The sequence below is a fragment of the Chryseobacterium daecheongense genome (genome assembly GCF_003729955.1).
Lineage (GTDB): Bacteria > Bacteroidota > Bacteroidia > Flavobacteriales > Weeksellaceae > Chryseobacterium > Chryseobacterium daecheongense.
This window is the reverse complement of the sequence record NZ_RJTX01000002.1, coordinates 140,130-160,266: the sequence shown is the minus strand read 5'-3', so window position 1 is coordinate 160,266 and position 20,137 is coordinate 140,130. Positions and strand designations below refer to the sequence as shown.

The 20,137-nt window shown below is 35.7% G+C and carries 19 protein-coding genes and 3 tRNA genes; 4 read left to right on the top strand and 18 right to left on the bottom strand.

Translation table 11 applies throughout. The features are described from left to right. Positions 1–29: 29 nt before the first annotated feature. The 5 genes from porL to EGI05_RS09110 form a co-directional block, all read right to left on the bottom strand. Complete coding sequence (gene porL / locus EGI05_RS09130; protein ID WP_123262761.1) at positions 30–722, bottom strand: type IX secretion system motor protein PorL/GldL; 693 nt, start codon at positions 720–722, stop codon at positions 30–32. A 63-nt stretch (positions 723–785) separates the two neighbouring features. After that, positions 786–2,204: a T9SS ring complex lipoprotein PorK/GldK gene (gene porK, locus EGI05_RS09125; protein WP_123262760.1), complete on the bottom strand. Its 1,419-nt coding sequence runs from the start codon at positions 2,202–2,204 to the stop codon at positions 786–788. Positions 2,205–2,313: 109 nt separating this feature from the next. Then, positions 2,314–4,167 (bottom strand): glutamine--fructose-6-phosphate transaminase (isomerizing), encoded by a 1,854-nt coding sequence (gene glmS, locus EGI05_RS09120; protein ID WP_123262759.1) that lies wholly within the window; start codon positions 4,165–4,167, stop codon positions 2,314–2,316. 20 nt (positions 4,168–4,187) lie between these two features. Further along, positions 4,188–5,741 (bottom strand): DUF4270 family protein, encoded by a 1,554-nt coding sequence (locus tag EGI05_RS09115; protein ID WP_123262758.1) that lies wholly within the window; start codon positions 5,739–5,741, stop codon positions 4,188–4,190. A 10-nt stretch (positions 5,742–5,751) separates the two neighbouring features. Beyond that, the gene (locus EGI05_RS09110) at positions 5,752–6,522 is read right to left on the bottom strand and encodes a glycogen/starch synthase (protein WP_123262757.1); all 771 of its coding nucleotides are present in this window, start codon (positions 6,520–6,522) and stop codon (positions 5,752–5,754) included. A gap of 171 nt (positions 6,523–6,693) precedes the next feature. On the opposite strand from EGI05_RS09110, the gene panC reads away from it, so the two are divergent. After that, the gene (gene panC / locus EGI05_RS09105; protein ID WP_123262756.1) at positions 6,694–7,542 is read left to right on the top strand and encodes a pantoate--beta-alanine ligase; all 849 of its coding nucleotides are present in this window, start codon (positions 6,694–6,696) and stop codon (positions 7,540–7,542) included. A gap of 197 nt (positions 7,543–7,739) precedes the next feature. Here the strand turns inward: panC and EGI05_RS09100 are convergent. From EGI05_RS09100 to EGI05_RS09090, 3 genes are all read right to left on the bottom strand, one after another. Beyond that, positions 7,740–7,812 (bottom strand) — tRNA-Lys (locus EGI05_RS09100). A gap of 75 nt (positions 7,813–7,887) precedes the next feature. Beyond that, positions 7,888–7,970: transfer RNA gene (locus EGI05_RS09095), tRNA-Leu, on the bottom strand. A gap of 35 nt (positions 7,971–8,005) precedes the next feature. Further along, positions 8,006–8,078: transfer RNA gene (locus tag EGI05_RS09090), tRNA-Lys, on the bottom strand. A 116-nt stretch (positions 8,079–8,194) separates the two neighbouring features. Here EGI05_RS09090 and EGI05_RS09085 point away from each other — a divergent pair. Continuing rightward, positions 8,195–8,710: a shikimate kinase gene (locus EGI05_RS09085; RefSeq protein WP_123262755.1), complete on the top strand. Its 516-nt coding sequence runs from the start codon at positions 8,195–8,197 to the stop codon at positions 8,708–8,710. Here EGI05_RS09085 and EGI05_RS09080 read toward each other — a convergent pair. Continuing rightward, positions 8,705–9,145 (bottom strand): RNA-binding S4 domain-containing protein, encoded by a 441-nt coding sequence (locus EGI05_RS09080; protein ID WP_123262754.1) that lies wholly within the window; start codon positions 9,143–9,145, stop codon positions 8,705–8,707. The two genes, EGI05_RS09085 and EGI05_RS09080, sit on opposite strands and share 6 nt — an antisense overlap. A 55-nt stretch (positions 9,146–9,200) precedes the next feature. Here EGI05_RS09080 and EGI05_RS09075 point away from each other — a divergent pair, with 55 nt between their 5' ends. Next, positions 9,201–9,950 (top strand): hypothetical protein, encoded by a 750-nt coding sequence (locus EGI05_RS09075; RefSeq protein ID WP_123262753.1) that lies wholly within the window; start codon positions 9,201–9,203, stop codon positions 9,948–9,950. Positions 9,951–9,997: 47 nt separating this feature from the next. Here the strand turns inward: EGI05_RS09075 and EGI05_RS09070 are convergent, their stop codons facing one another. The 4 genes from EGI05_RS09070 to EGI05_RS09055 all read right to left on the bottom strand — a co-directional run bounded on the left by EGI05_RS09070 (position 9,998) and on the right by EGI05_RS09055 (position 14,576). Next, positions 9,998–11,518, bottom strand: coding sequence for an FMN-binding glutamate synthase family protein (locus EGI05_RS09070; RefSeq protein ID WP_123262752.1), 1,521 nt, complete (start codon positions 11,516–11,518; stop codon positions 9,998–10,000). 53 nt (positions 11,519–11,571) lie between these two features. Next, positions 11,572–12,918 carry a tRNA (N(6)-L-threonylcarbamoyladenosine(37)-C(2))-methylthiotransferase MtaB gene (mtaB, locus tag EGI05_RS09065; RefSeq protein WP_123262751.1) on the bottom strand — a complete coding sequence of 449 codons (1,347 nt, stop codon included), beginning with the start codon at positions 12,916–12,918 and terminating at the stop codon, positions 11,572–11,574. A gap of 69 nt (positions 12,919–12,987) precedes the next feature. Beyond that, positions 12,988–13,578: a DUF1572 family protein gene (locus tag EGI05_RS09060; RefSeq protein ID WP_123262750.1), complete on the bottom strand. Its 591-nt coding sequence runs from the start codon at positions 13,576–13,578 to the stop codon at positions 12,988–12,990. A gap of 200 nt (positions 13,579–13,778) precedes the next feature. Beyond that, on the bottom strand, positions 13,779–14,576 hold the full coding sequence (locus tag EGI05_RS09055; protein ID WP_123262749.1) for a hypothetical protein: 798 nt from the start codon (positions 14,574–14,576) through the stop codon (positions 13,779–13,781). 155 nt (positions 14,577–14,731) lie between these two features. Here EGI05_RS09055 and glgP point away from each other — a divergent pair, with 155 nt between their 5' ends. Further along, positions 14,732–16,396 carry an alpha-glucan family phosphorylase gene (gene glgP / locus EGI05_RS09050; RefSeq protein ID WP_123262748.1) on the top strand — a complete coding sequence of 555 codons (1,665 nt, stop codon included), beginning with the start codon at positions 14,732–14,734 and terminating at the stop codon, positions 16,394–16,396. A gap of 138 nt (positions 16,397–16,534) precedes the next feature. On the opposite strand, the gene EGI05_RS09045 is transcribed toward glgP, so the two are convergent. From EGI05_RS09045 to EGI05_RS09020, 5 genes are all read right to left on the bottom strand, one after another. After that, positions 16,535–16,720 carry a DUF6496 domain-containing protein gene (locus EGI05_RS09045; protein WP_062701290.1) on the bottom strand — a complete coding sequence of 62 codons (186 nt, stop codon included), beginning with the start codon at positions 16,718–16,720 and terminating at the stop codon, positions 16,535–16,537. Positions 16,721–16,733: 13 nt separating this feature from the next. Next, complete coding sequence (locus tag EGI05_RS09040) at positions 16,734–17,207, bottom strand: hypothetical protein (protein ID WP_123262747.1); 474 nt, start codon at positions 17,205–17,207, stop codon at positions 16,734–16,736. Positions 17,208–17,634: 427 nt separating this feature from the next. Then, complete coding sequence (locus EGI05_RS09030; RefSeq protein ID WP_123262745.1) at positions 17,635–18,054, bottom strand: transposase; 420 nt, start codon at positions 18,052–18,054, stop codon at positions 17,635–17,637. A 225-nt stretch (positions 18,055–18,279) separates the two neighbouring features. Beyond that, positions 18,280–19,191, bottom strand: a complete 912-nt coding sequence (locus EGI05_RS09025; protein ID WP_134197435.1) for a hypothetical protein — start codon at positions 19,189–19,191, stop codon at positions 18,280–18,282. Between the two features lie 11 nt (positions 19,192–19,202). Further along, positions 19,203–20,117, bottom strand: coding sequence for a hypothetical protein (locus tag EGI05_RS09020; RefSeq protein ID WP_123262743.1), 915 nt, complete (start codon positions 20,115–20,117; stop codon positions 19,203–19,205). Positions 20,118–20,137: the final 20 nt, after the last annotated feature.

Sequence of the window (20,137 nt, the reverse complement as noted above, 5' to 3'; positions counted from 1 at the left end):
AAGTAGTTAAATTTAGAAATGGGTTGGAATTAAGACTTCATTGCAGTTAGCATACCACCATAAACTCTGTTTAAGTTATTCAAATTAGCTGTTAAACCTTGTAACTCTTGATTGAATTTCTCTGATTGCTCAACAGATTTTTGCATATCTGCTACATATTTATTAGCAAATTCAGATTGTCTCTTACCGTTTTCGATCTGCATTGCATAAAGAGCATTCATGCTTTCCATATGTTGAGCAGCTTTGTTCAACTGATCGTTATATTTATGAGTAGAAGCAGAAACGTCAACAGTTTGATTGATTTGATCAACTGAGCTAGAAAACTTATCGATACCTGTTCTTAAGCTTTCAAATAGTTGAACATCTAATTTTGCATCTTTAAGCATTTGATCTAATTTACCCGAAAGAGAATTTTCTAATTCTGCAAAATGATCGATATTATTTTTAGAAGATACGTTAGAATGTAATGGGTTTGGGTTTGCATGTTTATCTAATAGTTCAGGATATACATTTTCCCAAGCATAAGACTCTTCAGATTTTGGCGGGTCAAAAGCGAAAATGATGAAAATAATTGCTTCAGTAATAAGCCCTACCGTAAGAGCCATGTTACCATTAATTGGTCCCAAGGTAATGTGAGTAATTTTAAGCCAAGCTCCAAGAATTACAATTGCAGCACCGAACGAATAGAAGAAATTCATCCAAGCATCTTTAGTCTTAAACATATATTTAGTTTTTTTTAATGTTAAATAAAATTGTTATTGAAAAATAATTTTTGATTTGGTTGATTATCTGCTAACTCTTTTTGGTTTAACAGCAGCCTCAGGGATGTCCTGTACAGTTCTAAATCCGATATAACTTCTCGCTGAATCTTTTCTTTCCCAATCTCTTGCACCGGTCATAAGCATGTAGCCTACGTCTTTCCAAGAACCACCTCTTACAGATTTTTTAGTATCAGCTAAGTCTTTAGTAGAAGGGTTTAACGTTGATGAGAATCCGTATGAAGAGTTGTTGTAATCAGACGCTGTCCATTCAGAAACGTTTCCAGCCATGTCAAATAATCCAAATCCATTTTTCTTAAATTTCTTTACTGGAGCTGTATATGTATAAGTACCTTTTTTATCATCTTCCATATAGTTACCTCTTTTAGGTTTGAAGTTTGCCAGGTAGCAACCTCTGTCATCCATTAAGTATGGACCTCCCCAAGGGTAAGTAGCATTTTCCATTCCACCTCTTGCAGCATATTCCCATTCAAACTCTGTAGGAAGACGGAAACGCAATGGTCTTTGTTTTCTTCTTTTTAAGCTTTCGTTATAGTCAGACTTTAATTTAGATCTGAAGTTACAGTAAGCTCTAGCCTGATCCCATGTTACACCAACAACTGGATAATCTTTATAGGCTTTGTGCCAGAAATATTGTTCGAACAAAGGCTCGTTATAAGCAAAGTGGAAATCTTTTACCCAAACAGTTGTATCCGGATAGATTGCAATACTTTCACTTCTAAGGTAGTTTACACCTCTTTCGTTATCAGCAATTGCCGCATCCATATCTCCCCATCTGTAGGTATATTTTAGCTTACTAACATCTAAAATTCTTTCGTTCCCGATTCTTGAAGAAGCAGGCAAATACATAGATTCCAAAACTTCCGCGTATTCTACGTCCGGATATTTGGTTGTATTCCAATGTAAAGGAATTTTCCAATCTAATCTTTTGTTAGGATCATATCCGCCTTCTTCACGGCCTCCTTGTCCTTCTAAATATTCCTGATATGGTGTTAAATTTTCTTCTTTTTGAGCAAGGTATGCATAATCTCCTATGCTTGCACCTTTACCTCCACCTTCACCACCTTCTCCGGCAGCTTCAGCAAGAAGGGTTCTGGCAATAGAATCTCTTACATAGTTGATAAATACCCTGTATTCCGCATTAGTAGTTTCTGCTTCATCCATGAAGAAAGAAGAAACAGTCACTGTTTTCAATGAAGCCTTCTCAGGAGTACTGGTTGGATCCTGATCTGCCAGACCTGCAATAAATGATCCAGCAGGAATAGCAACCATACCATAGGGTCTTTCCGCAACAAATGATTTTGTTTTTTCTCTTGGTATCAATTCTCCTTTTGTTCCTGGCTTCCCAACGGAAGAAGTTCCACCACCTGAACAAGATACCGACGCTACCGACGCAGACAATAATAAAAGAAATATCCTTTTCATGTTAATTTTTATAATTAAGCCGTAAATATATAATTTTTTTAAGAAACTTTTAAGATTTTTTTTGAAATAACGAAAGAAATCTAAATTTATTTTATTTACAAGTATTTTTTTATTCCACGGTTACAGATTTTGCCAGGTTTCGAGGCTGGTCTACATTCGCGCCTCTATACACTGCAATATAATAAGCAAGCAGCTGTAAAGGCACTGATGCAACAATAGGTGAGAAGCATTCAGAGGTTTCAGGAATCTCAATAACATAATCTGCCATAGCACTCACCTGCTGATCTCCTTTATTTACTACAGCAATTACTTTTCCTTTTCTTGCTTTAATTTCCTGAACATTGCTTACAATTTTATCATAATGTCCTTTTTTAGGAGCAATGATTACAATCGGCATATTTTCGTCAATTAAAGCAATCGGTCCATGCTTCATTTCCGCAGCAGGATACCCTTCTGCATGAATATAAGAGATTTCCTTTAATTTTAATGCACCCTCCAATGCCGCAGGATAATTGTATCCTCTTCCTAAGTAAAGGAAATTGGTAGCATTTACGAAATCTTTGGCAATATTCTGAACCAATTCGTGAGTCGTATTTAAAACTTCTTCGATTTTCTTAGGAATAGCATCTAATTCTGCAATCAGGCTCATGAAATCAGCATTTCCTAAATTTCCGTTATGTTTACCTAATTTAAATGCAATAAGAGTAAGAATCGTTAATTGGGCTGTAAATGCTTTTGTAGAAGCCACCCCAATTTCCGGTCCTGCGTGAGTATAAGATCCCGCATCCGTAATTCTTGCAATAGAAGAATCTACTACATTACATATGCCATAGATGAAAGCTCCTTTTTCTTTAGCTAATTTTAAAGCAGCCATTGTATCTGCAGTTTCTCCTGATTGAGAAATTGCAATCACCACATCTTTATCTGTAATAATTGGATTTCTGTATCTGAATTCTGATGCGTATTCTACTTCAACAGGGATTCTTGCATATTCTTCAATAAGGTATTCTCCGATAAGCCCCGCATGCCAAGAAGTTCCACAAGCAATAATGATAATTCTGTTGGCATTTTTAAATCTTTCCACATGATCCCAGATTCCTGCCATTTTAATCACTCCTTCATCTACAAGAAGTCTTCCTCTCATCGTATCATGGATAGATTTTGGCTGTTCGAAGATCTCTTTTAACATAAAATGCTCATATCCTCCTTTTTCTATCTGCTCCAAGCTTAATTTCAGTTCTTGGATTTCCGGTTCAATTTTAGAATTATCGTTGATGGTTCTGATATCTACTCCTTTTTCCAATGAAATGGTTGCCATATGACCTTCTTCAAGATAAATAGCTTCTTTGGTAAATTCTACAAAAGGAGATGCATCGGAAGCGATGAAGTATTCTTTTTCTCCAATTCCGATAGCCAATGGAGAACCTAATCTTCCTACTACCAAAACTCCCGGATAATCTTCATGCAACACTGTAATAGCATATGCTCCGTACACTTCATTCAAAGCATATCTTACTGCTGTTGGGAAGTCTGTATCAGAATTGATATCCATAAAATACTGGATAAGGTTTACCAATACTTCTGTATCTGTTTCCGATTTGAAAGTGAATCCTTTCTCCGTAAGCATGGTTTTGATGGTATCATAATTTTCAATAATACCATTATGAACAAGTGCTATTTTACCGTTATTGGATAAGTGAGGGTGAGAGTTTCTGTCACTTGGCACTCCGTGAGTAGCCCAACGAGTATGCCCCATTCCTATTTTGGCAGTACCTTTAAGCTGGCTAGAGATGTTAACCAGATCGTCTACTTTACCCTTTGTTTTTTCAACTTCAAATTTATTATTAGTGCTTTCTAAAACAATACCGGCACTGTCATATCCTCTATATTCTAATCTTCTAAGACCGTTGATTACAATATCATACGCGTCTTGAAATCCTGTATATCCTACAATTCCACACATATATTATTCGTGTTTTTAAATTATTTTTTACCGTAAGTAACCTTTAATTGAATCTTTTTCGCATTATTAGGATCAGAACCTACAAAAACAGCTCTGTCTCTAGCAAAATTTCTTGATGTATATTGGTATCCTGCTAATGCGCCTGTTGTAGTAGTCAGGAAACTTCCCATATCAATTTTGAAATATTTATTGGTGTAATCCGTACCTCCTTCTACAATATCTTTAACTGATTTTGTAACCGTAAAGTCATAATAAGCCGGATTTTTATCCAGATCATATGTTCTTAGCATTGCAAAATTTGATGCAGTTATTAAATTAAGTAAATCCGTAGTAAAATTGGTTGTTTCTTTGCCATTACTATCTTTATCTTTTTGTACAAAAGAAAAATTGGATGGCTTCGCATACTTATTGTTCCAGTTATCCGGATCTGTATAAATTCTGATCTTAGCGCTTATGATAGCTGCTTTGTCATTTTGATACAACTGCTTTAATTGATTAATCGTTGCTTCAGGGAACTTAACTCCAATAGAAGGACCTCCCATTCCTTGTCCATAAAGCTTAAGATCTCCTGTTGTAGTATTTCCCGTAACATAAGAATTGAATGCAGCACCGGTTCTGTCATACTCATAATGACCAATATGAGCATTTCCTACTCCTAACGCAAACGTATAGGTTGTCTGCGGCCTCGTTACAGTACCATTTTCAGTTTTATCATATTTATAATACATGATCAATTCCATATCGTTCGGAGAGAACTGAAATAAATATCCGTCATCTTCCGTTACTGAAACTTTTAAGCCTTTGAAATGTCTGATGAAGTTAGATACATCATTAAGCTCAGGTTTTCCTTTGAAATCTATGATTTTCGTTTTGAAAAAGCTAGCAGATAAAGGAATTCTGAAACCTACAGGGGAAGTAAAAATGGAAGAATTATCTGAATCTTTAGTAATTACTACTGAAGAAACATTTCCTTTGAATGTTTTTGAACCCAATTCCTGCCCAACTGCATAATTGGTATTGGAATAAGCAATATCTGTAGATGCTTTTAAAAATTCTGTAACCTCATTTACTTTGATTGTAAATGGAGGAACCGCACCATTTATTTTTGCTTTACCATATTTATTAACCGGATAGGTATTCACTACTTTCTTAGCAGCTATACTTCCGTCAGGATGAACATAATTTTCATCCGTTGTTGTAGTAATAGAATCTGTAGCATATGTTGGCTTAATTACCAATACCACTGAGTCTACTGCTGCATTGGCTCCAAAATCAGGATTGTATGTAGACAATCTCAATTGAGTATAATAAGATCCTCTTTGCATACCAAACTGTCCTTCCTTGAAAGCTCCCACTACAGCCACTCCTAATTTGGAAGCATCACTTCGAACACTATCATTATTATTAATATTATATGCTATCAGATCATAAGAAGTTTCTTTACCTTCTGCCGCTCCGTTTAAAAATAACTGCTCTCCTAAAGAATCCGGGTCCGGTTCACAATTATAAAGCAGTACACTTCCAAAAATCGCCAAAAAAAGTATAGCGAAGGTTCTTTTAATAGTATAAGTCATTAAGGTGTTTTTAATAAAGTTGGTTTATAGAATCTACGTCCAGATATTCCGATTTCGAAGTTGTTGTTTCATTAAATGCCTGATCCAGATCTCCGCCTAAAAACTCGTCGCCTTTCACTACTACATCTACATAGTTCATGCTCTCGATAACGAAACTCTGAATACTCGGTTTATCTAACGCTTTTAATCCCGAAATATTATCAAACTGTAATTTTTCACTTATTTTACTGTCTAATGCAACATCTTTCTCATTATATAAAGAAAGAACGATTTTGGCATCTTTGAAATAAGTATCGGACTCGTAATATGTCTTAAGGTAAATAGGAACAAACGAAGACATCCATCCGTTCAAATGAATAACATCCGGAACCCAGTTAAGCTTCTTAATGGTTTCAATAACTCCTCTGGCAAAGAAAATTGCTCTTTCATCATTATCTTCGAAAGGATTTCCTTCATCATCAAAATAGTATTGTTTTCTTTTGAAATATTCTTCATTGTCTATAAAGTATACCTGAAGTCGTTCTCCGGGAAGAGAGGCTACTTTAATAATTAAGGGCTGATCAAGATCATTGATAATGATATTCATTCCGGAAAGGCGGATTACCTCATGAAGCTGGAATTTTCTCTCACTTATTTGTCCAAATCTTGGCATAAAAACTCTTACATCATTGCCTTCATTGTGCATCTTAAGTGCCATTTTGTTTACCACTGCAGCCATATTTGTGTCTTCCTGATATGGATACATCTCTGTAGTAATGTACAGTATTTTTTGATTCGGCATAAACTTCTATCTAATTTTTTGTAAAAATGCTTTAATGTGCAAAATTACAAAAAAACATCCAACATTATTTTAATTAACATTTTTTTACGATAATTCCCTTTTCCAAATTATGAAAAACGCACTTTATTATATGATATTTTTAGTATTTTTGAATTGCTATTAAAATAAACTATGGAAGTTCTAAAAAATAAAAAGACTCTTCAGGATTTTATTGAAAGACAGAAGGAAATGGGGAAGAAAATAGGTTTTGCACCAACCATGGGAGCCCTGCACAACGGCCACTTATCTCTATACGAGGCGGCAAAAGAAGAAAATGACCTTGTTGTTTCTTCAATTTTTGTTAATCCCACCCAGTTCAATAATGCCGAAGATCTGGAAAAATACCCCCGAAATATAGACCGTGATATTTTAATTCTAAAAAATTCCGGATTGGTAGATGCTGTTTATATTCCGGAAGTTCAGGACATTTACCCTGAAAAAACAGTAAGCCAGCATTATGACTTTGACGGATTGGAAAATGAGATGGAAGGAAAATCCCGACCAGGGCATTTTGATGGTGTAGGAACCGTTGTAGAGGAGCTTTTCAGACAGGTAAAGCCTGATAATGCTTATTTTGGAGAAAAAGATTTCCAGCAGCTCGCCATTATTAAAAAAATGGTCGAAAAAAAGAAACTTCCGATAAAAATAAAAGGAGTTCCTATTTACAGAGCTGAGAATGGCCTTGCATTAAGTTCCAGAAACCAGAGATTGCATGAAGACAGAAGAGAAGCCTCCAAAATTATTTATGAAACTTTAAAAAAGGTGAATGACTGGTTCCGCGTGGTTAGCATTCCTGAAATTAAAAACAGAGTTACTGATATTTTTGACCATCAACAAGGGATGAAGCTGGAGTACTTCCTGATTGCCGATGAAACAACTTTAAAGGAAACAGATTTCTTCTATAAAGACAAACAATACCGGGCTTTTATCGTAGTGGTGGTAGATGGCGTGAGGTTAATTGATAATATGCACCTGGATTAGATTTAGTTTAAGGCTAAGATTTAGTCTGTTTGCATAATCTGAAAATACATGGCGTTGCTTTTTAAGTGACGCTTTTTATTTGTGCAAATAAATGGTTCTTTTAACCACATAAAAAATCAAAGGCCTCCTAGGGAAGCCTTTGAAACACCAAATCACAAAATATTAATATGAAAAAAATTTACTTTTCAGTAAACTCGTGACCTGGCTGGGATTCGAACCCAGGACCCATACATTAAAAGTGTATTGCTCTACCAGCTGAGCTACCAGGTCGGCCACAATTAATAATGATAAATATAAAAATTAATTTTATAATAATTCACTATTAATTATTATTTTTTTTTGCAGTGCCTGCGACTGGACTCGAACCAGCACATCCTTAGGAAACCACCCCCTCAAGATGGCGTGTCTACCAATTTCACCACGCAGGCAAAAAAAACATAATTTCTTATGAACTTTTTGCTTGTGACCTGGCTGGGATTCGAACCCAGGACCCATACATTAAAAGTGTATTGCTCTACCAGCTGAGCTACCAGGTCGGCCACTTTGTACAAGCGATTTACGTTGTAGTAATGTCCCTTGTTTTAAGTGGTGCAAAGATATGACTTTTTTTAATTTCTCAAAACTTTTTCGCAAATTTGTTTAAAATTTTATCATGATAATTTCACTAGTCGGATACATGGGAAGTGGCAAGTCGCACGTTTCCAAAATTTTAAGCGAAAAACTCAATTTTAAATTAATTGACCTCGATAGAGAGATTTCCAGAAGAAATAAGCTGACTATTCCTGAAATATTCGAGAAAAAGGGGGAAATTTACTTTAGAAAGCTGGAAAGGGAAACTTTGGAAGAAATTCTCGCCACACAGGAAAATATTATTCTAAGTCTGGGTGGCGGAACCCCGGTGTATTATAATAATATGGAAATTATCAACCTCAACTCAAAGAGTGTATTTTTAAAGGCCTCAGTTATTTCTCTTACAGAAAGGCTTTCGAAACAGAAAGAAAAAAGGCCTTTGATTGCCAATATTTCTGACGATAACCTTCCTGAATTCATTGCGAAGCATCTGTTTGAAAGAAATGAATTTTATAATAAAGCTCAATTCAGTGTAAATACGGATTCCCGTGATCCTGAAGATATCGTAAATGAAATTATAGAGAAATTATATCTATGATTCATCATCGCTATCAGAATCATTGCTTTCACCAAAGAAATCGTCCCAGTCTGTAAAGTCTGATGCAATATCATTTTCTACATATTCATCCATATCCCTCCTGTCTTTTTTGGTAGGTCTTCCTTCCCCTCTATTTCTATAATAGTCCTGGGACATTTTACGCAATTTAAGAAGTTCGTATTGTTCCTTATCCGTTACATCTTTAATATGAAGAGGTACTAACTTGGCTCCTATTCTACTTTTCGGAATTTGTATCACTTTGATTTTATAGTCTATCTGATTTTTACGGATCTTTATTACATCTCCTTCCTTCACCTCCTTAGAAGACTTTACAGTGCCCTCTCCAATAGAAACTCTGTTCTTCTTAATTTCCTCAGTTGCAATAGTTCTCGTCTTATAAAAACGAATGCTCCATAAAAATTTATCTATTCTCATATTTTTTTATACTTTTGTCGTTATATTATTTGTAAAGTAATTAAAGTTTTTTGAAATGAAAAAAATATTTTTATATATCCTTGCGGGGTCATTATGCTTTTCTGCCTGTAAAAAAGACGATGATGTGGAAACTTATGTAGAGCCTGAAGATATTGCAGTACAGAACAATTATGATGATCAGGCAATCCAGAAATACCTAACGGAACATTACCTGGATGCTCAAGGAAATATAAAAACGTTCAGCAGTACAGATCCTGCTGATGACAATGAAACCAAATTATCAGCAATGAGTCCTCTAACATTACCTTCGGGGGTAGTGTACATCATACGACCGAATGCTCAGCCGGAGACTTCCAATCCACCGGTAACCGGGACACCTATCGGAGCTACAGATATCACCAGAATCATGATGAGATCTCAGACCGCTCTTGCTGCCGATAATGATGGAAACGTTACTTTCATTTCTTATTCGGACTTTTATAATACCATTGATGGCACCGGATCTCCTCTGATAGACCCTAAATTCTATTACATTACTGATCAGGATCCATTAATTACAGCAGCTACTACTGATGCTGCCAAACAAAAAAGTTATTATATGATCGAAGGTTTCAGTGAAGCATTACAAAAATACAAAGCCTTCAATAAAGCAGATGGAGATAACTATAACTTACAAGGAGTGATCCTTGTTCCATCAAGAGCCGCTTTTGCAAGAGATCCTCATTATAATTATACAGGATATTCTTTCAGAAACAGAACATTTATCTTTAACTTCCAGGTATATAAAACAGAAGCTAGACCTTAATAAAAAAATAAAAATCCGTTTCAAATTGAAACGGATTTTTATTATCTCTAAAACTGAGTTCTCTGCCTCACATTTCCTAAAATATCCGGAAAATACAGATCCGAAAGATGGTCAAACTCATCACCTCTCATGAACATCGTTGCGTCTACTTCTTCATAAGAACTTCTTCCCGCGGCAGCAATTAATTCATTACAGGTATGAAGGGTATTTTTATGGAAATGATAAACTCTTTCACTTTTATCCGTTACATCAAGCCCTTTGATCAGCATTTTATCCTGAGTAGCCACTCCAGTAGGACAATTATTCGAATTACATCTTAGAGCCTGGATACAGCCTAATGCAAACATAAATCCTCTTGCATTGTTGCACATGTCAGCCCCCATTGCGATTGCTCTCAGAATATCTAAGCTCGTCAATACTTTACCACTGGCAATTACTCTTAATTTATCTCTCAGATTATAATTCTTAAGAGTTCTGTTCACAAAGATCAAAGCCGGCTCCAAAGGCATTCCCACTCCATCTGAAAATTCCGGTGGTGCCGCTCCAGTTCCTCCTTCTGCTCCATCTACGGTAATAAAATCCGGATAAATTTTCAATACATTCATCTGTACACAGATATCTTCAAACTCTTTAGTATCTCCTATACATAGTTTAAATCCGACTGGTTTCCCTCCTGAAAGCTCTCTAAGTTGCTGCACAAACCTCAACAATCCCGCAGCATCAGAGAAAGAAGAATGTGATGGTGGTGAAATAATGGTCATTCCAGGGGTTACATGACGGATTTTAGCAATTTCCGGTGTATTTTTCACTCCCGGTAAAACTCCTCCATGTCCTGGTTTTGCTCCCTGGGATAATTTAATTTCAACCATTTTCACATTAGGAAGTGTGGAATATTTGGCAAATAACTCTGGATTAAATTTCCCTTCTTCATCCCTGCATCCGAAATATCCGGTTCCTATTTGCCAGCATAAATCTCCGCCTCCTTCCAAATGGTACGGTGAAATTCCTCCTTCTCCCGTATTATGATAAAAATTACCTTTTTTAGCCCCTTTATTTAATGAAACCTGAGCTCTGTTACTCAATGATCCAAAACTCATCGCGGAAATATTGAACAGGGAAGCATGATAAGGCTGGGTACATTGCTCTCCTCCTACCCAAACTCTTGGCAATTCTTCTGCCGGGGATTTTGCATAAATGGAATGCTTGATTCCTTCATATTTTCTATGATTAACTTCTAACTGGGTTCCAAAAGCAACGGTATCCCCCAAATTTTTGGCGCGTCTATATACTGCAGAACGCTGGTTTCTTGGAAACGGTTTCCCATCTGTCTCTCTTTCGATGAAATACTGCTGCATTTCAGGAGAAATCCCTTCAAAAAAGTACCTGAAATATCCTAAAACAGGAAAGTTCCTTAAAATAGCATGCTTGGTTTGGTAGGTATTATATACTCCCAATGCATAGATGGCGGATAACAGAATCGGTATCCAATAGTGCGCTCTGATCAGTAGTGCTATAATCCATGTAGCAACCACCAATACAATTCCCCAAGATAAAAACTTATCTCTCATGAATGTTGTATTTAAAAGTTAAAAATAAATGTAGTGGAAATTTAACAAAAGAGCTATGCTTTTGCTAAAAAACTTTCGTAAGAAGACTGCACAGAAACCGTGCCATCCGGCAGGATTTTTTCTAAATTTAAAAATTCTATCTGATTTACTGATGCCGGATCAAAATCTTTCTGTACCCTCACATAGTTTTCTGTGAAACCAAACATTTTTCCGTCTTTATTTTCATGCTCCCAAAGTACAGGAAGTGTTTTTCCAAGCTGTGTCTGATAAAATGCCATTTTCTTCTTCTCAGAAAGGATTCTTAGCATTTTATTTCGTTTTTTTCTTTCAGCTACAGGAACTACTCCATCCATTTCGGCTGCTTCGGTATTTTCTCTTTCTGAATAAGTAAAAACGTGTAAATAGGTAATCGGAAGTTCATTCAGGAATTGATAGGTTTCCATGAATTTTTCTTCTGTTTCCCCCGGAAATCCTACAATCACATCTACACCAATGGCTGCATGAGGCATTACCTCACGGATTTTATTGACTCTGTCGTTGTACAGTTTGGTCAGGTAACGACGTTTCATTTTTTTCAATAAATCATCGCTTCCGGATTGTAGCGGAATATGAAAATGGGGCACAAAGCTTTTGCTTTTAGAAACAAGCTCAATGCTTTCATCTTTCAAAAGATTGGGTTCAATAGAAGAAATACGGATTCTTTCGATCCCTTCTACCTGATCAAGCTCTGAAATAAGATCCAGGAATGTATGTTCATGTCTTTTATTTCCGAACTCTCCTTTTCCATAATCTCCGATGTTTACTCCCGTAAGAACAATTTCTTTAATGTCTCTTTCTGCAATTTCTTTAGCGTTTTTCAATACATTTTCGATTGTATCTGAACGGGAAATCCCTCTTGCCAAAGGAATGGTACAGTAAGTACATTTATAATCGCATCCGTCCTGAACTTTCAGAAAAGCTCTGGTTCTGTCTCCGATGGAATAGCTTCCGATAAAGAAATCGGTTTCTTCAATTTCACAAGAGTGAACAATACCTTCACTTTCAGATTTCTTCAAATCATCAAGATAACTTAAGATGTTGAATTTTTCTTTGGCTCCCAAGACCAAGTCTACACCTTCGATCTGTGAAATTTCTTCAGGCTTCAATTGAGCATAGCATCCAACAATCACCACCAAACCTTCCGGATTGGCTTTCATGGCTCTTTTCACGTGAAGTTTACACTCCCGATCTGCATTTTCAGTTACGGAACACGTATTGATCACATAAATATCCGCTCTGTCATCAAAACTTACCTTATCATAACCTGCATCTGTTAATTGACGGGCAATAGTAGATGTTTCCGCAAAATTTAATTTGCAGCCAAGGGTATGATATGCAGCAGTTTTATGAAGATTTGACATGGATATTTCCTGAAATTTTTTCTGGGTGCAAAGATAAGGATTTTAATAACAATACTAAATTGATTGAATCTATTGCTTGTATTCATCCCTTACTTCAGGGCTGTTATGAAAGCAAACCGGCGATGAATTAGAGGTTTGTTCACTTCCGGAAAATTTATCTTTCATCTCCGAATTAAATTCCTGGGAATTGTTTCTTGCTATAGAAAGTGTTTTCCAGTCATCATTTTTCATCATCTTAGCAATGTAAATGATTTGACCTATGTGATAAGGATAATGCGCCAATTGACGAAAAACCGCATCAATCATAGAATGTGCTTCACCTCTTATATAAATAGTAGCATATAAATTCTCATCCGTGATCTGTGCCAATGCATCAAACAGGCATTTCCAGCCTTTTTCCCAATAATCCAGAACTTCCTGCTTGGTGGTAAATGTATTCACAAACTCTTCGTCACGGTTTCTCCATGGTTTTTCACCGTCTTCCATTAAAAAATTGGTCCATCGTGATAACATATTTCCGGCAATATGCTTTACAATCATGGCTATTGAATTGCTTTCTTCATTGTACTGCCAGAAGATCTGCTCATTGGAAAGCTGATCAAATGTTTTGTCTCCTAATGATTTATAATATTCGAAACGCTTGACAAATAGATCTTTCATTTTTATAGAGTTTATCCCAAATGTAAAAAGAAAATGAATGGTAATAATCTTAGATTGAATTGATAAATTCTATTTCCATTCCTCACACTTATCGTTCATCATGAAGTTCTCATCAACAAAGTTATATTTGTTTACCTGAAGTTATTAATTAGAGATTCTTCACTACGCTTTACTTCGAATACGTTGTAAAAATTTAAGTATTATTTTATGCTCGTAATGTTCCCGCAAAGATTTTCAAGGTGGAAAATTTTATGAAAAGGACTTTTCACTTCTTTAAGGTGTTCTTTATCCTGGATAAAGGTATATCGTGAAGCCAAGGAATTCATATCAGAGACAATTACCAGCCAACATTCATCTACAGAAGTATCATAATAAGGATATTTTTCATTCTTTTTTTCGATCAATTCCAGGATCTTTTCAGAGCAGAGTTCATCAAACAGGTTCATATTGTATTCATAGGTGATGAACACATTTCTCCGGTGAAAGGATTTACGGATGCTTTTTACACAACCCACCGGTTTATTCTTATTAATGCTTTTGTAGATCGCAAGAATAATTTCCTGCTGATCCTCCAGCTTATCAAACTTAATATGTGGGTGGAATTCTAAAAAATAAACACCACGATATTTCGCAGTGTCTTCTTGTTCTAATAGTATTTCAGCCTGACGGAAAATCTTGTTTAAGCAGCTTTCAACCTTTTTCATTTCCAGATGATTAATCACTTCGGTAAGCTCGATTCCAATTTTCTTGTCGTTGAATTTAGCGATAAAGTCGGGACTTTCACAAGTGAGATTTTCAAAAGTAACTTCCGGAAAATGATGCATGAAAGAATTAAGCAGTAAAATCTCGGACTTCTTCTTGTATTTTTCGCGGTCGTGAAGCGGAGATTCGTCTATGGTACGGTGGTACTTCTCTATCGGCTTTTTCTTCAAATGTCGATTCAGATAATATAGGCTTAGATTCTTGATTAAATCTTCATCTGAAAACATCTTTTTCATTGTGAGAAGTTTTTGATTATCAAAAATTTACAACATAAAGGTAAGCAAAAAAACTATTCGACAGATAGTTTTAAAAATAATTTATTAAATAATTAATGTAAAGTTTATTTTCATAATTAATACCTTTGCCCCTTCAAATACAAAAACACAGTTTTATGGATTTTAAAAACTTTAAAATACCTTACAGCGTACATCCACAATATTCTAAAAAAGTCGCCTATTTTTCAATGGAATTTGCCATTGAGCAGGTGTTGAAAATATATTCAGGAGGTTTGGGGTTCTTGGCAGGCTCTCATATGAGAAGTGCCTATAATTTAAAACAAGACCTTATCGGGATCGGAATTCTTTGGAAATTTGGCTATTATGACCAGGCAAGAAATCATGATCAGACATTACAACCTGTATGGACGAGAAAAATGTACAGCTTCCTTGAAGATACGGGAATTAAGTTTCAGATTGAAATCCACAGTGCTCCGGTTTGGGTAAAAGTATGGTACCTGGATCCTGAAATCTTCAATACGGCACCTATGTTTTTCCTTTCAACAGATGTTCCTGAAAACGATCACGTTTCAAAAACCATCTGCCACAAATTGTATGATGCCAATGAATCTACCAAACTCGCACAATATATCTTATTAGGAAAAGGAGGAGCCAAATTATTGGATGAAATGAATATCGAAAGAGATATTTATCATTTGAATGAGGCTCACGGACTTCCGGCAGCATTTCATTTGTTGAAAAAATACAATGGTGATCTTAACAGGGTAAAAGAAAAGCTTGTTTTCACCACGCACACTCCCGAAGAAGCAGGAAATGAAAAGCATAATCTGAGATTATGTTATGATATGTCTTATTTTTCAGGATTCAGTATGGAGGATGTCAAAAGCATTGAAGGAGCAGATGATGATCGTTTCAATCACTCTCTTTGTGCTTTGAAAATGGCAAGAATCGCCAATGGGGTTTCACAACTTCACGGTGTTGTTTCCAGAACGATGTGGAGCAAATATCCGGGAATCTGCGAAATCACTTCCATTACGAATGCCCAGGAATTCAAATACTGGTCTGATAAACCGCTTTATAATGCAAAAGATGAAAATGATGAAACTGTTTTCGATTATCGTAAAAAGCATTTAAAAAAGAGACTTTTCAAAATTGTTGCAGACCAAACAGGAAATTTATTCAACCCGAATGTTTTCACCATAGTCTGGGCAAGAAGATTTGCCGGATACAAACGTGCAGATCTCCTCTTACACGATAAAGACAGATTCTATAAACTATTAAATAATCCGAAATATCCGGTGCAGATGATTTGGGCCGGAAAACCCTACCCTATGGATTATTCTGCCATTTCCACTTTCAATACACTGGTGGAGGAAAGTAAGAATCATAAAAACATGGCGGTTTTAACAGGCTATGAGCTTTCTTTAAGCAAATCATTAAAGCAAGGTTCTGATCTTTGGCTAAACAATCCAAGAGTTCCGAGGGAAGCTTCAGGGACTTCCGGAATGACCGCTGCCATGAATGGCTCCATAAATCTTTCTACTGATGACGGATGGATCCCAGAATTTTCAAAACCCGGAGAAAACTCATTTGTCGTTCCAAAAGTGGATTATCTGAATATGAGTATCTACGAGCAGGATAATTATGATTTGAATAAATTATATGAGCTTCTCGAAAATGAGATCCTTCCAACTTACTACGACAATCCTAATAAATGGAGAAAAATTCAGCATAATGCCATGAACGATGTTAAAGACCAGTTTAACAGCGACAGAATGGCGGATGAATATTATAAAGTGCTGTATAATTATAAGGGATAAATAGGGCAAAAAGGCGAAATCGTTAAATCGTGAAAATGCGAATCTGTAAAACTGGATCAAACGATTTAACGATTCTGCGATTTTGCATAACAATAAGAAGCGGCTGGGAAAATTTCCCAGCCGCTTCTTATTGTTAAATTAATCTTTTTTCTTTTTGGGCACTTTCAGCCCTTTTTCTCTTGCTTCAGAAATACCTATGGCTACAGCCTGTTTTCTGCTTGTCACTTTTTTCCCGGAAGAAGATTTCAATTTTCCTTCCTTGAATTCGTGCATTACTTTTCCTACTTTGTCCTGAGCTTTTTCTGAATATTTCGTCTTGCTCATGATAATATTTTTTTTAAGATTTTGGCAGGGATACCCCTAATTCATAGACTTTAGCGTGCTTCAAATATTTGGAACGCTCTCTTGAAGTTACCGATTCAAAGTGATCATTTTTAATAATCACAATCGGGTCTTCTACATTTTCAATTTCGAAATTGGCAAAATATCTTTCTTCAGGACTATCCTGTCGTTGTTTTGCCTTTATTTTTTGTAGTTCATCTGCATATTTTCTGAATCCGGGATCAGATGAATGGATAAATTTGTATTCTTCACCCGCATCTACATAATAGTGAAGCTGTTTTTCAATAAGACCTGCTTCATCAGTAATCTGAGGATTATCATTTCCGTCCTTAAAAGCCACTTCCACAAGAGTTCCTCCTTTCTTTTGAGCACATTCTTCAGCATCTTTAAAGCTGGAGAAACCTGTATAAATAATCTGGTCATTCAACACGTAACGGTTCAGTTTCTGGTTGTAAGCATTCGTTTCCATAATTATTATTTTAATTTGATTTCATTATGGTATATTCAATTTTTTTGCCAATCTTTCAAAATAACAACAGAAAATAAACAGTAAGATTGGTTGTGAGATCAGCTATCAATTGTAGAAGAATATAACCTTTTCCATTTTGCAACCGTATTTCTGCTTAGCCTAAAATGGCTTGCCAGCTGAGTGTTGTTGAGGTTGTTTTTTCTTTGATACAAGAGTATTTCCTTAATGACATGCAAATTGTATGATTTATGTCTTTGATTAAATACCTGCATCTCTGTATTCTCAAATATCAGTGAATTGAGTTTTATAATGTCCAGAGAGGTAAGTTGTGGTTTATCAAGAATAAATTCACATTTCTTTTTTTTATAGGGGTATTTCATGATAATTATATCATTATAAATACGCTTATAGTCCGGGGCAATTGTCGTCAGTATTTTTTTATCCATCTGTATAAAGTGCTTTTGGGAATTCTATATTCATCGATCACCTGTGTTATTGTTTTTTCGTGTTTTTTCAATAGCTCTAGGATAAAATCAATCAACTCCTTAGTATAAATATTTTTCCTGAAATGAGGTGTTTCAAGATTTATGTTCATTAGTTGAGTGTCTTTTCCTTTAGTCTGGGGAGAGTATAAAATTAAATGCTGAGAGTATATTCTAAAAAAATCATAGTCAAGCAACTTACTCCAACGCAAAAGCAATTCAGAATCCAAGCTTTCCGCTTGATACATTTTTTCTATTTCTTCTTCTCTACGCTTAAAGAAACTACAAATACGGGGCATTTCCATTTTGCATTCCTCAACTCTTTGATTAATTACTGAGCCTATATGAATGTTTTTAAATTGCATTTTCGAATAAATTAAATTCTCAGTCTATCCTGTTATTACGGATGCCGTATTGTTATATTAAATGAGACGTAAAGTACAGCCCTGCGCTCTCTTTGGGCCGTACCTGTCCATCCTTTGCTAATTCAGAAATATTAGATAATCGAATATTAAATACTAATTTTATACTATTCACTCAACTAATCTATTCCTGAATATTTTTCATTTGTTGTTTTAAGAATCGTTCTATTATAATTTGGTTACAATTAAGTATCCGTAATTATCACTATTATTAGGCATATTCATCTGACATGTCTGAGTATTATAACTGTCTCCACCTACATAATTTATAAATAGCGCCACCTTTTCATTCTGAGATGTGCTCTGATACGCAACAATTAACTTTTGTGGATTGGCATATGCATAACTCGCACTATTCACAGCACCTCCCACGCTTCTTCTTGCCACTATATAATCCCTGAAAATAGTATTAGTAGTATAGGTTGTTCCCGATGTTCCGGCTGTGGCAAAAACGGTATTCAACGCTATTTGTCCTGTATTTGAACTAGAGGTAGGGCTACCTGTACAGTAAGCAGTCTGATACATTTCAAAAAGATATACACCCGGCTCGGGAATGGTCAGATAACTTACATTAGACACAGATTGTCCGTTTACTGTAGCGGAAGCATCGGTACCAAATCCAAACCCGGTTGTATTTCCTTTCACATCCGTACCGTTTGTAAATGGAACATTCGTATAAGTGTTCACATTAGACAGAGTGAAGTTTCCAAAAGAGGTTGTTCTTTTATAATAAAAGTATTTTGTACCTGCTATCTGTACTTTCGCCGCTCCAGAAGCATCAACTCCTAACGGGCTATAAGGAGGCAATAGAACAGGAAGGTTTTCATGTTTAATATCTGCTTTCACATGCAGCACATTCGTAGGTAATGAATTTCCAATATTGACACCCAGGTTTCCATTATCCGAAATTTTCAATAATTCCTGCCCCGATGAATCATTAATTTCAAAGGCTTTGGTAGCAGCAGTATTTCCTTTGGAAACCATATCAAAAGTAGCGGATGGAGTGGCTGTATTTATTCCATATTGCCCAAAAGATTCAGCACTTGCCAATATAAGACCTATAAATATTATCTTTTTCATAATAGTTGTAATTATAATTTAGAAATATTCATGGTTACCTTATTGGGTAATCCTGGTGGAGTTGCGAATGAACATACATTAGAAGTAAACGTATCTCCAAATCCATAATTAACAAATAATGCTATTTTTTCATTCGCTGTTGTTGTTTCAAAAATTAGAAACACGGTATGTGGTAATGCAAAATTATATTGGTTGGCCACTATTGCGCCAGTATCGTTTCTCCTGGGCAGGCCATTATACCTTACTACGGCTTGTCTTACATAACTACTGCTTCCTGCAGCGGCCTTAAACAGGACAGTTCCTACTCCTTGCATACTTGCACTTGTATCTGTAGGAGTACCTGAACATACCGTATAATAATTTAAATTGATCTTATAAACACCAGGTTCAGGAAAAGAGATATATCGCACATTAGAGTATGAAAGTGTTGACGTATCTAAAGTTGCAGAAGCATCGGTTCCAAAAACAGCTCCAATGGTATTGGTTACCGACTGAGCTGATGTAAGCGGAATATTTGTATAATTATTTGTATCAGCCAAAGGAAATGAAGATGTAGCCGTGGCAGATGTAAGCTCCATATACAAATATTTAGTAGGTTCGGGAACATATGTACCTACTGTACCGTCGCTTTTTATAGCCAGAGGATTAATAGTTCCTGAAACAACCGGAAGGTTTTCATACCTAATGCTACCATTCGTATGAAACTTGGCTGTAGGGTTAGGAACGTTCACCCCTACGTTTCCATTATCCAAAATGGTAAACATTTCCGTACTTGAAGAATTATTAACTTCAAGTGCTTTTGTTGCCGAAGTATTGCCTTTAGAAACAATATCTAAAGTAGCCGATGGGCTTGTCTGATTAATACCTACCTGAGCAGACATTCCATTGTAAAGGAAATAACCTAATAAAATTAAGTTTTTTTTCATCGTAATTGTATTATTTAAGA

Coding starts and splice junctions, on each gene's coding strand:
- porL (WP_123262761.1), bottom strand. CDS start 722: ATGTTTAAGACTAAAGATGCTTGGATGAATTTCTTCTATTCGTTCGGT.
- porK (WP_123262760.1), bottom strand. CDS start 2,204: ATGAAAAGGATATTTCTTTTATTATTGTCTGCGTCGGTAGCGTCGGTA.
- glmS (WP_123262759.1), bottom strand. CDS start 4,167: ATGTGTGGAATTGTAGGATATACAGGATTTCAAGACGCGTATGATATT.
- EGI05_RS09115 (WP_123262758.1), bottom strand. CDS start 5,741: ATGACTTATACTATTAAAAGAACCTTCGCTATACTTTTTTTGGCGATT.
- EGI05_RS09110 (WP_123262757.1), bottom strand. CDS start 6,522: ATGCCGAATCAAAAAATACTGTACATTACTACAGAGATGTATCCATAT.
- panC (WP_123262756.1), top strand. CDS start 6,694: ATGGAAGTTCTAAAAAATAAAAAGACTCTTCAGGATTTTATTGAAAGA.
- EGI05_RS09085 (WP_123262755.1), top strand. CDS start 8,195: ATGATAATTTCACTAGTCGGATACATGGGAAGTGGCAAGTCGCACGTT.
- EGI05_RS09080 (WP_123262754.1), bottom strand. CDS start 9,145: ATGAGAATAGATAAATTTTTATGGAGCATTCGTTTTTATAAGACGAGA.
- EGI05_RS09075 (WP_123262753.1), top strand. CDS start 9,201: ATGAAAAAAATATTTTTATATATCCTTGCGGGGTCATTATGCTTTTCT.
- EGI05_RS09070 (WP_123262752.1), bottom strand. CDS start 11,518: ATGAGAGATAAGTTTTTATCTTGGGGAATTGTATTGGTGGTTGCTACA.
- mtaB (WP_123262751.1), bottom strand. CDS start 12,918: ATGTCAAATCTTCATAAAACTGCTGCATATCATACCCTTGGCTGCAAA.
- EGI05_RS09060 (WP_123262750.1), bottom strand. CDS start 13,578: ATGAAAGATCTATTTGTCAAGCGTTTCGAATATTATAAATCATTAGGA.
- EGI05_RS09055 (WP_123262749.1), bottom strand. CDS start 14,576: ATGAAAAAGATGTTTTCAGATGAAGATTTAATCAAGAATCTAAGCCTA.
- glgP (WP_123262748.1), top strand. CDS start 14,732: ATGGATTTTAAAAACTTTAAAATACCTTACAGCGTACATCCACAATAT.
- EGI05_RS09045 (WP_062701290.1), bottom strand. CDS start 16,720: ATGAGCAAGACGAAATATTCAGAAAAAGCTCAGGACAAAGTAGGAAAA.
- EGI05_RS09040 (WP_123262747.1), bottom strand. CDS start 17,207: ATGGAAACGAATGCTTACAACCAGAAACTGAACCGTTACGTGTTGAAT.
- EGI05_RS09030 (WP_123262745.1), bottom strand. CDS start 18,054: ATGCAATTTAAAAACATTCATATAGGCTCAGTAATTAATCAAAGAGTT.
- EGI05_RS09025 (WP_134197435.1), bottom strand. CDS start 19,191: ATGAAAAAGATAATATTTATAGGTCTTATATTGGCAAGTGCTGAATCT.
- EGI05_RS09020 (WP_123262743.1), bottom strand. CDS start 20,117: ATGAAAAAAAACTTAATTTTATTAGGTTATTTCCTTTACAATGGAATG.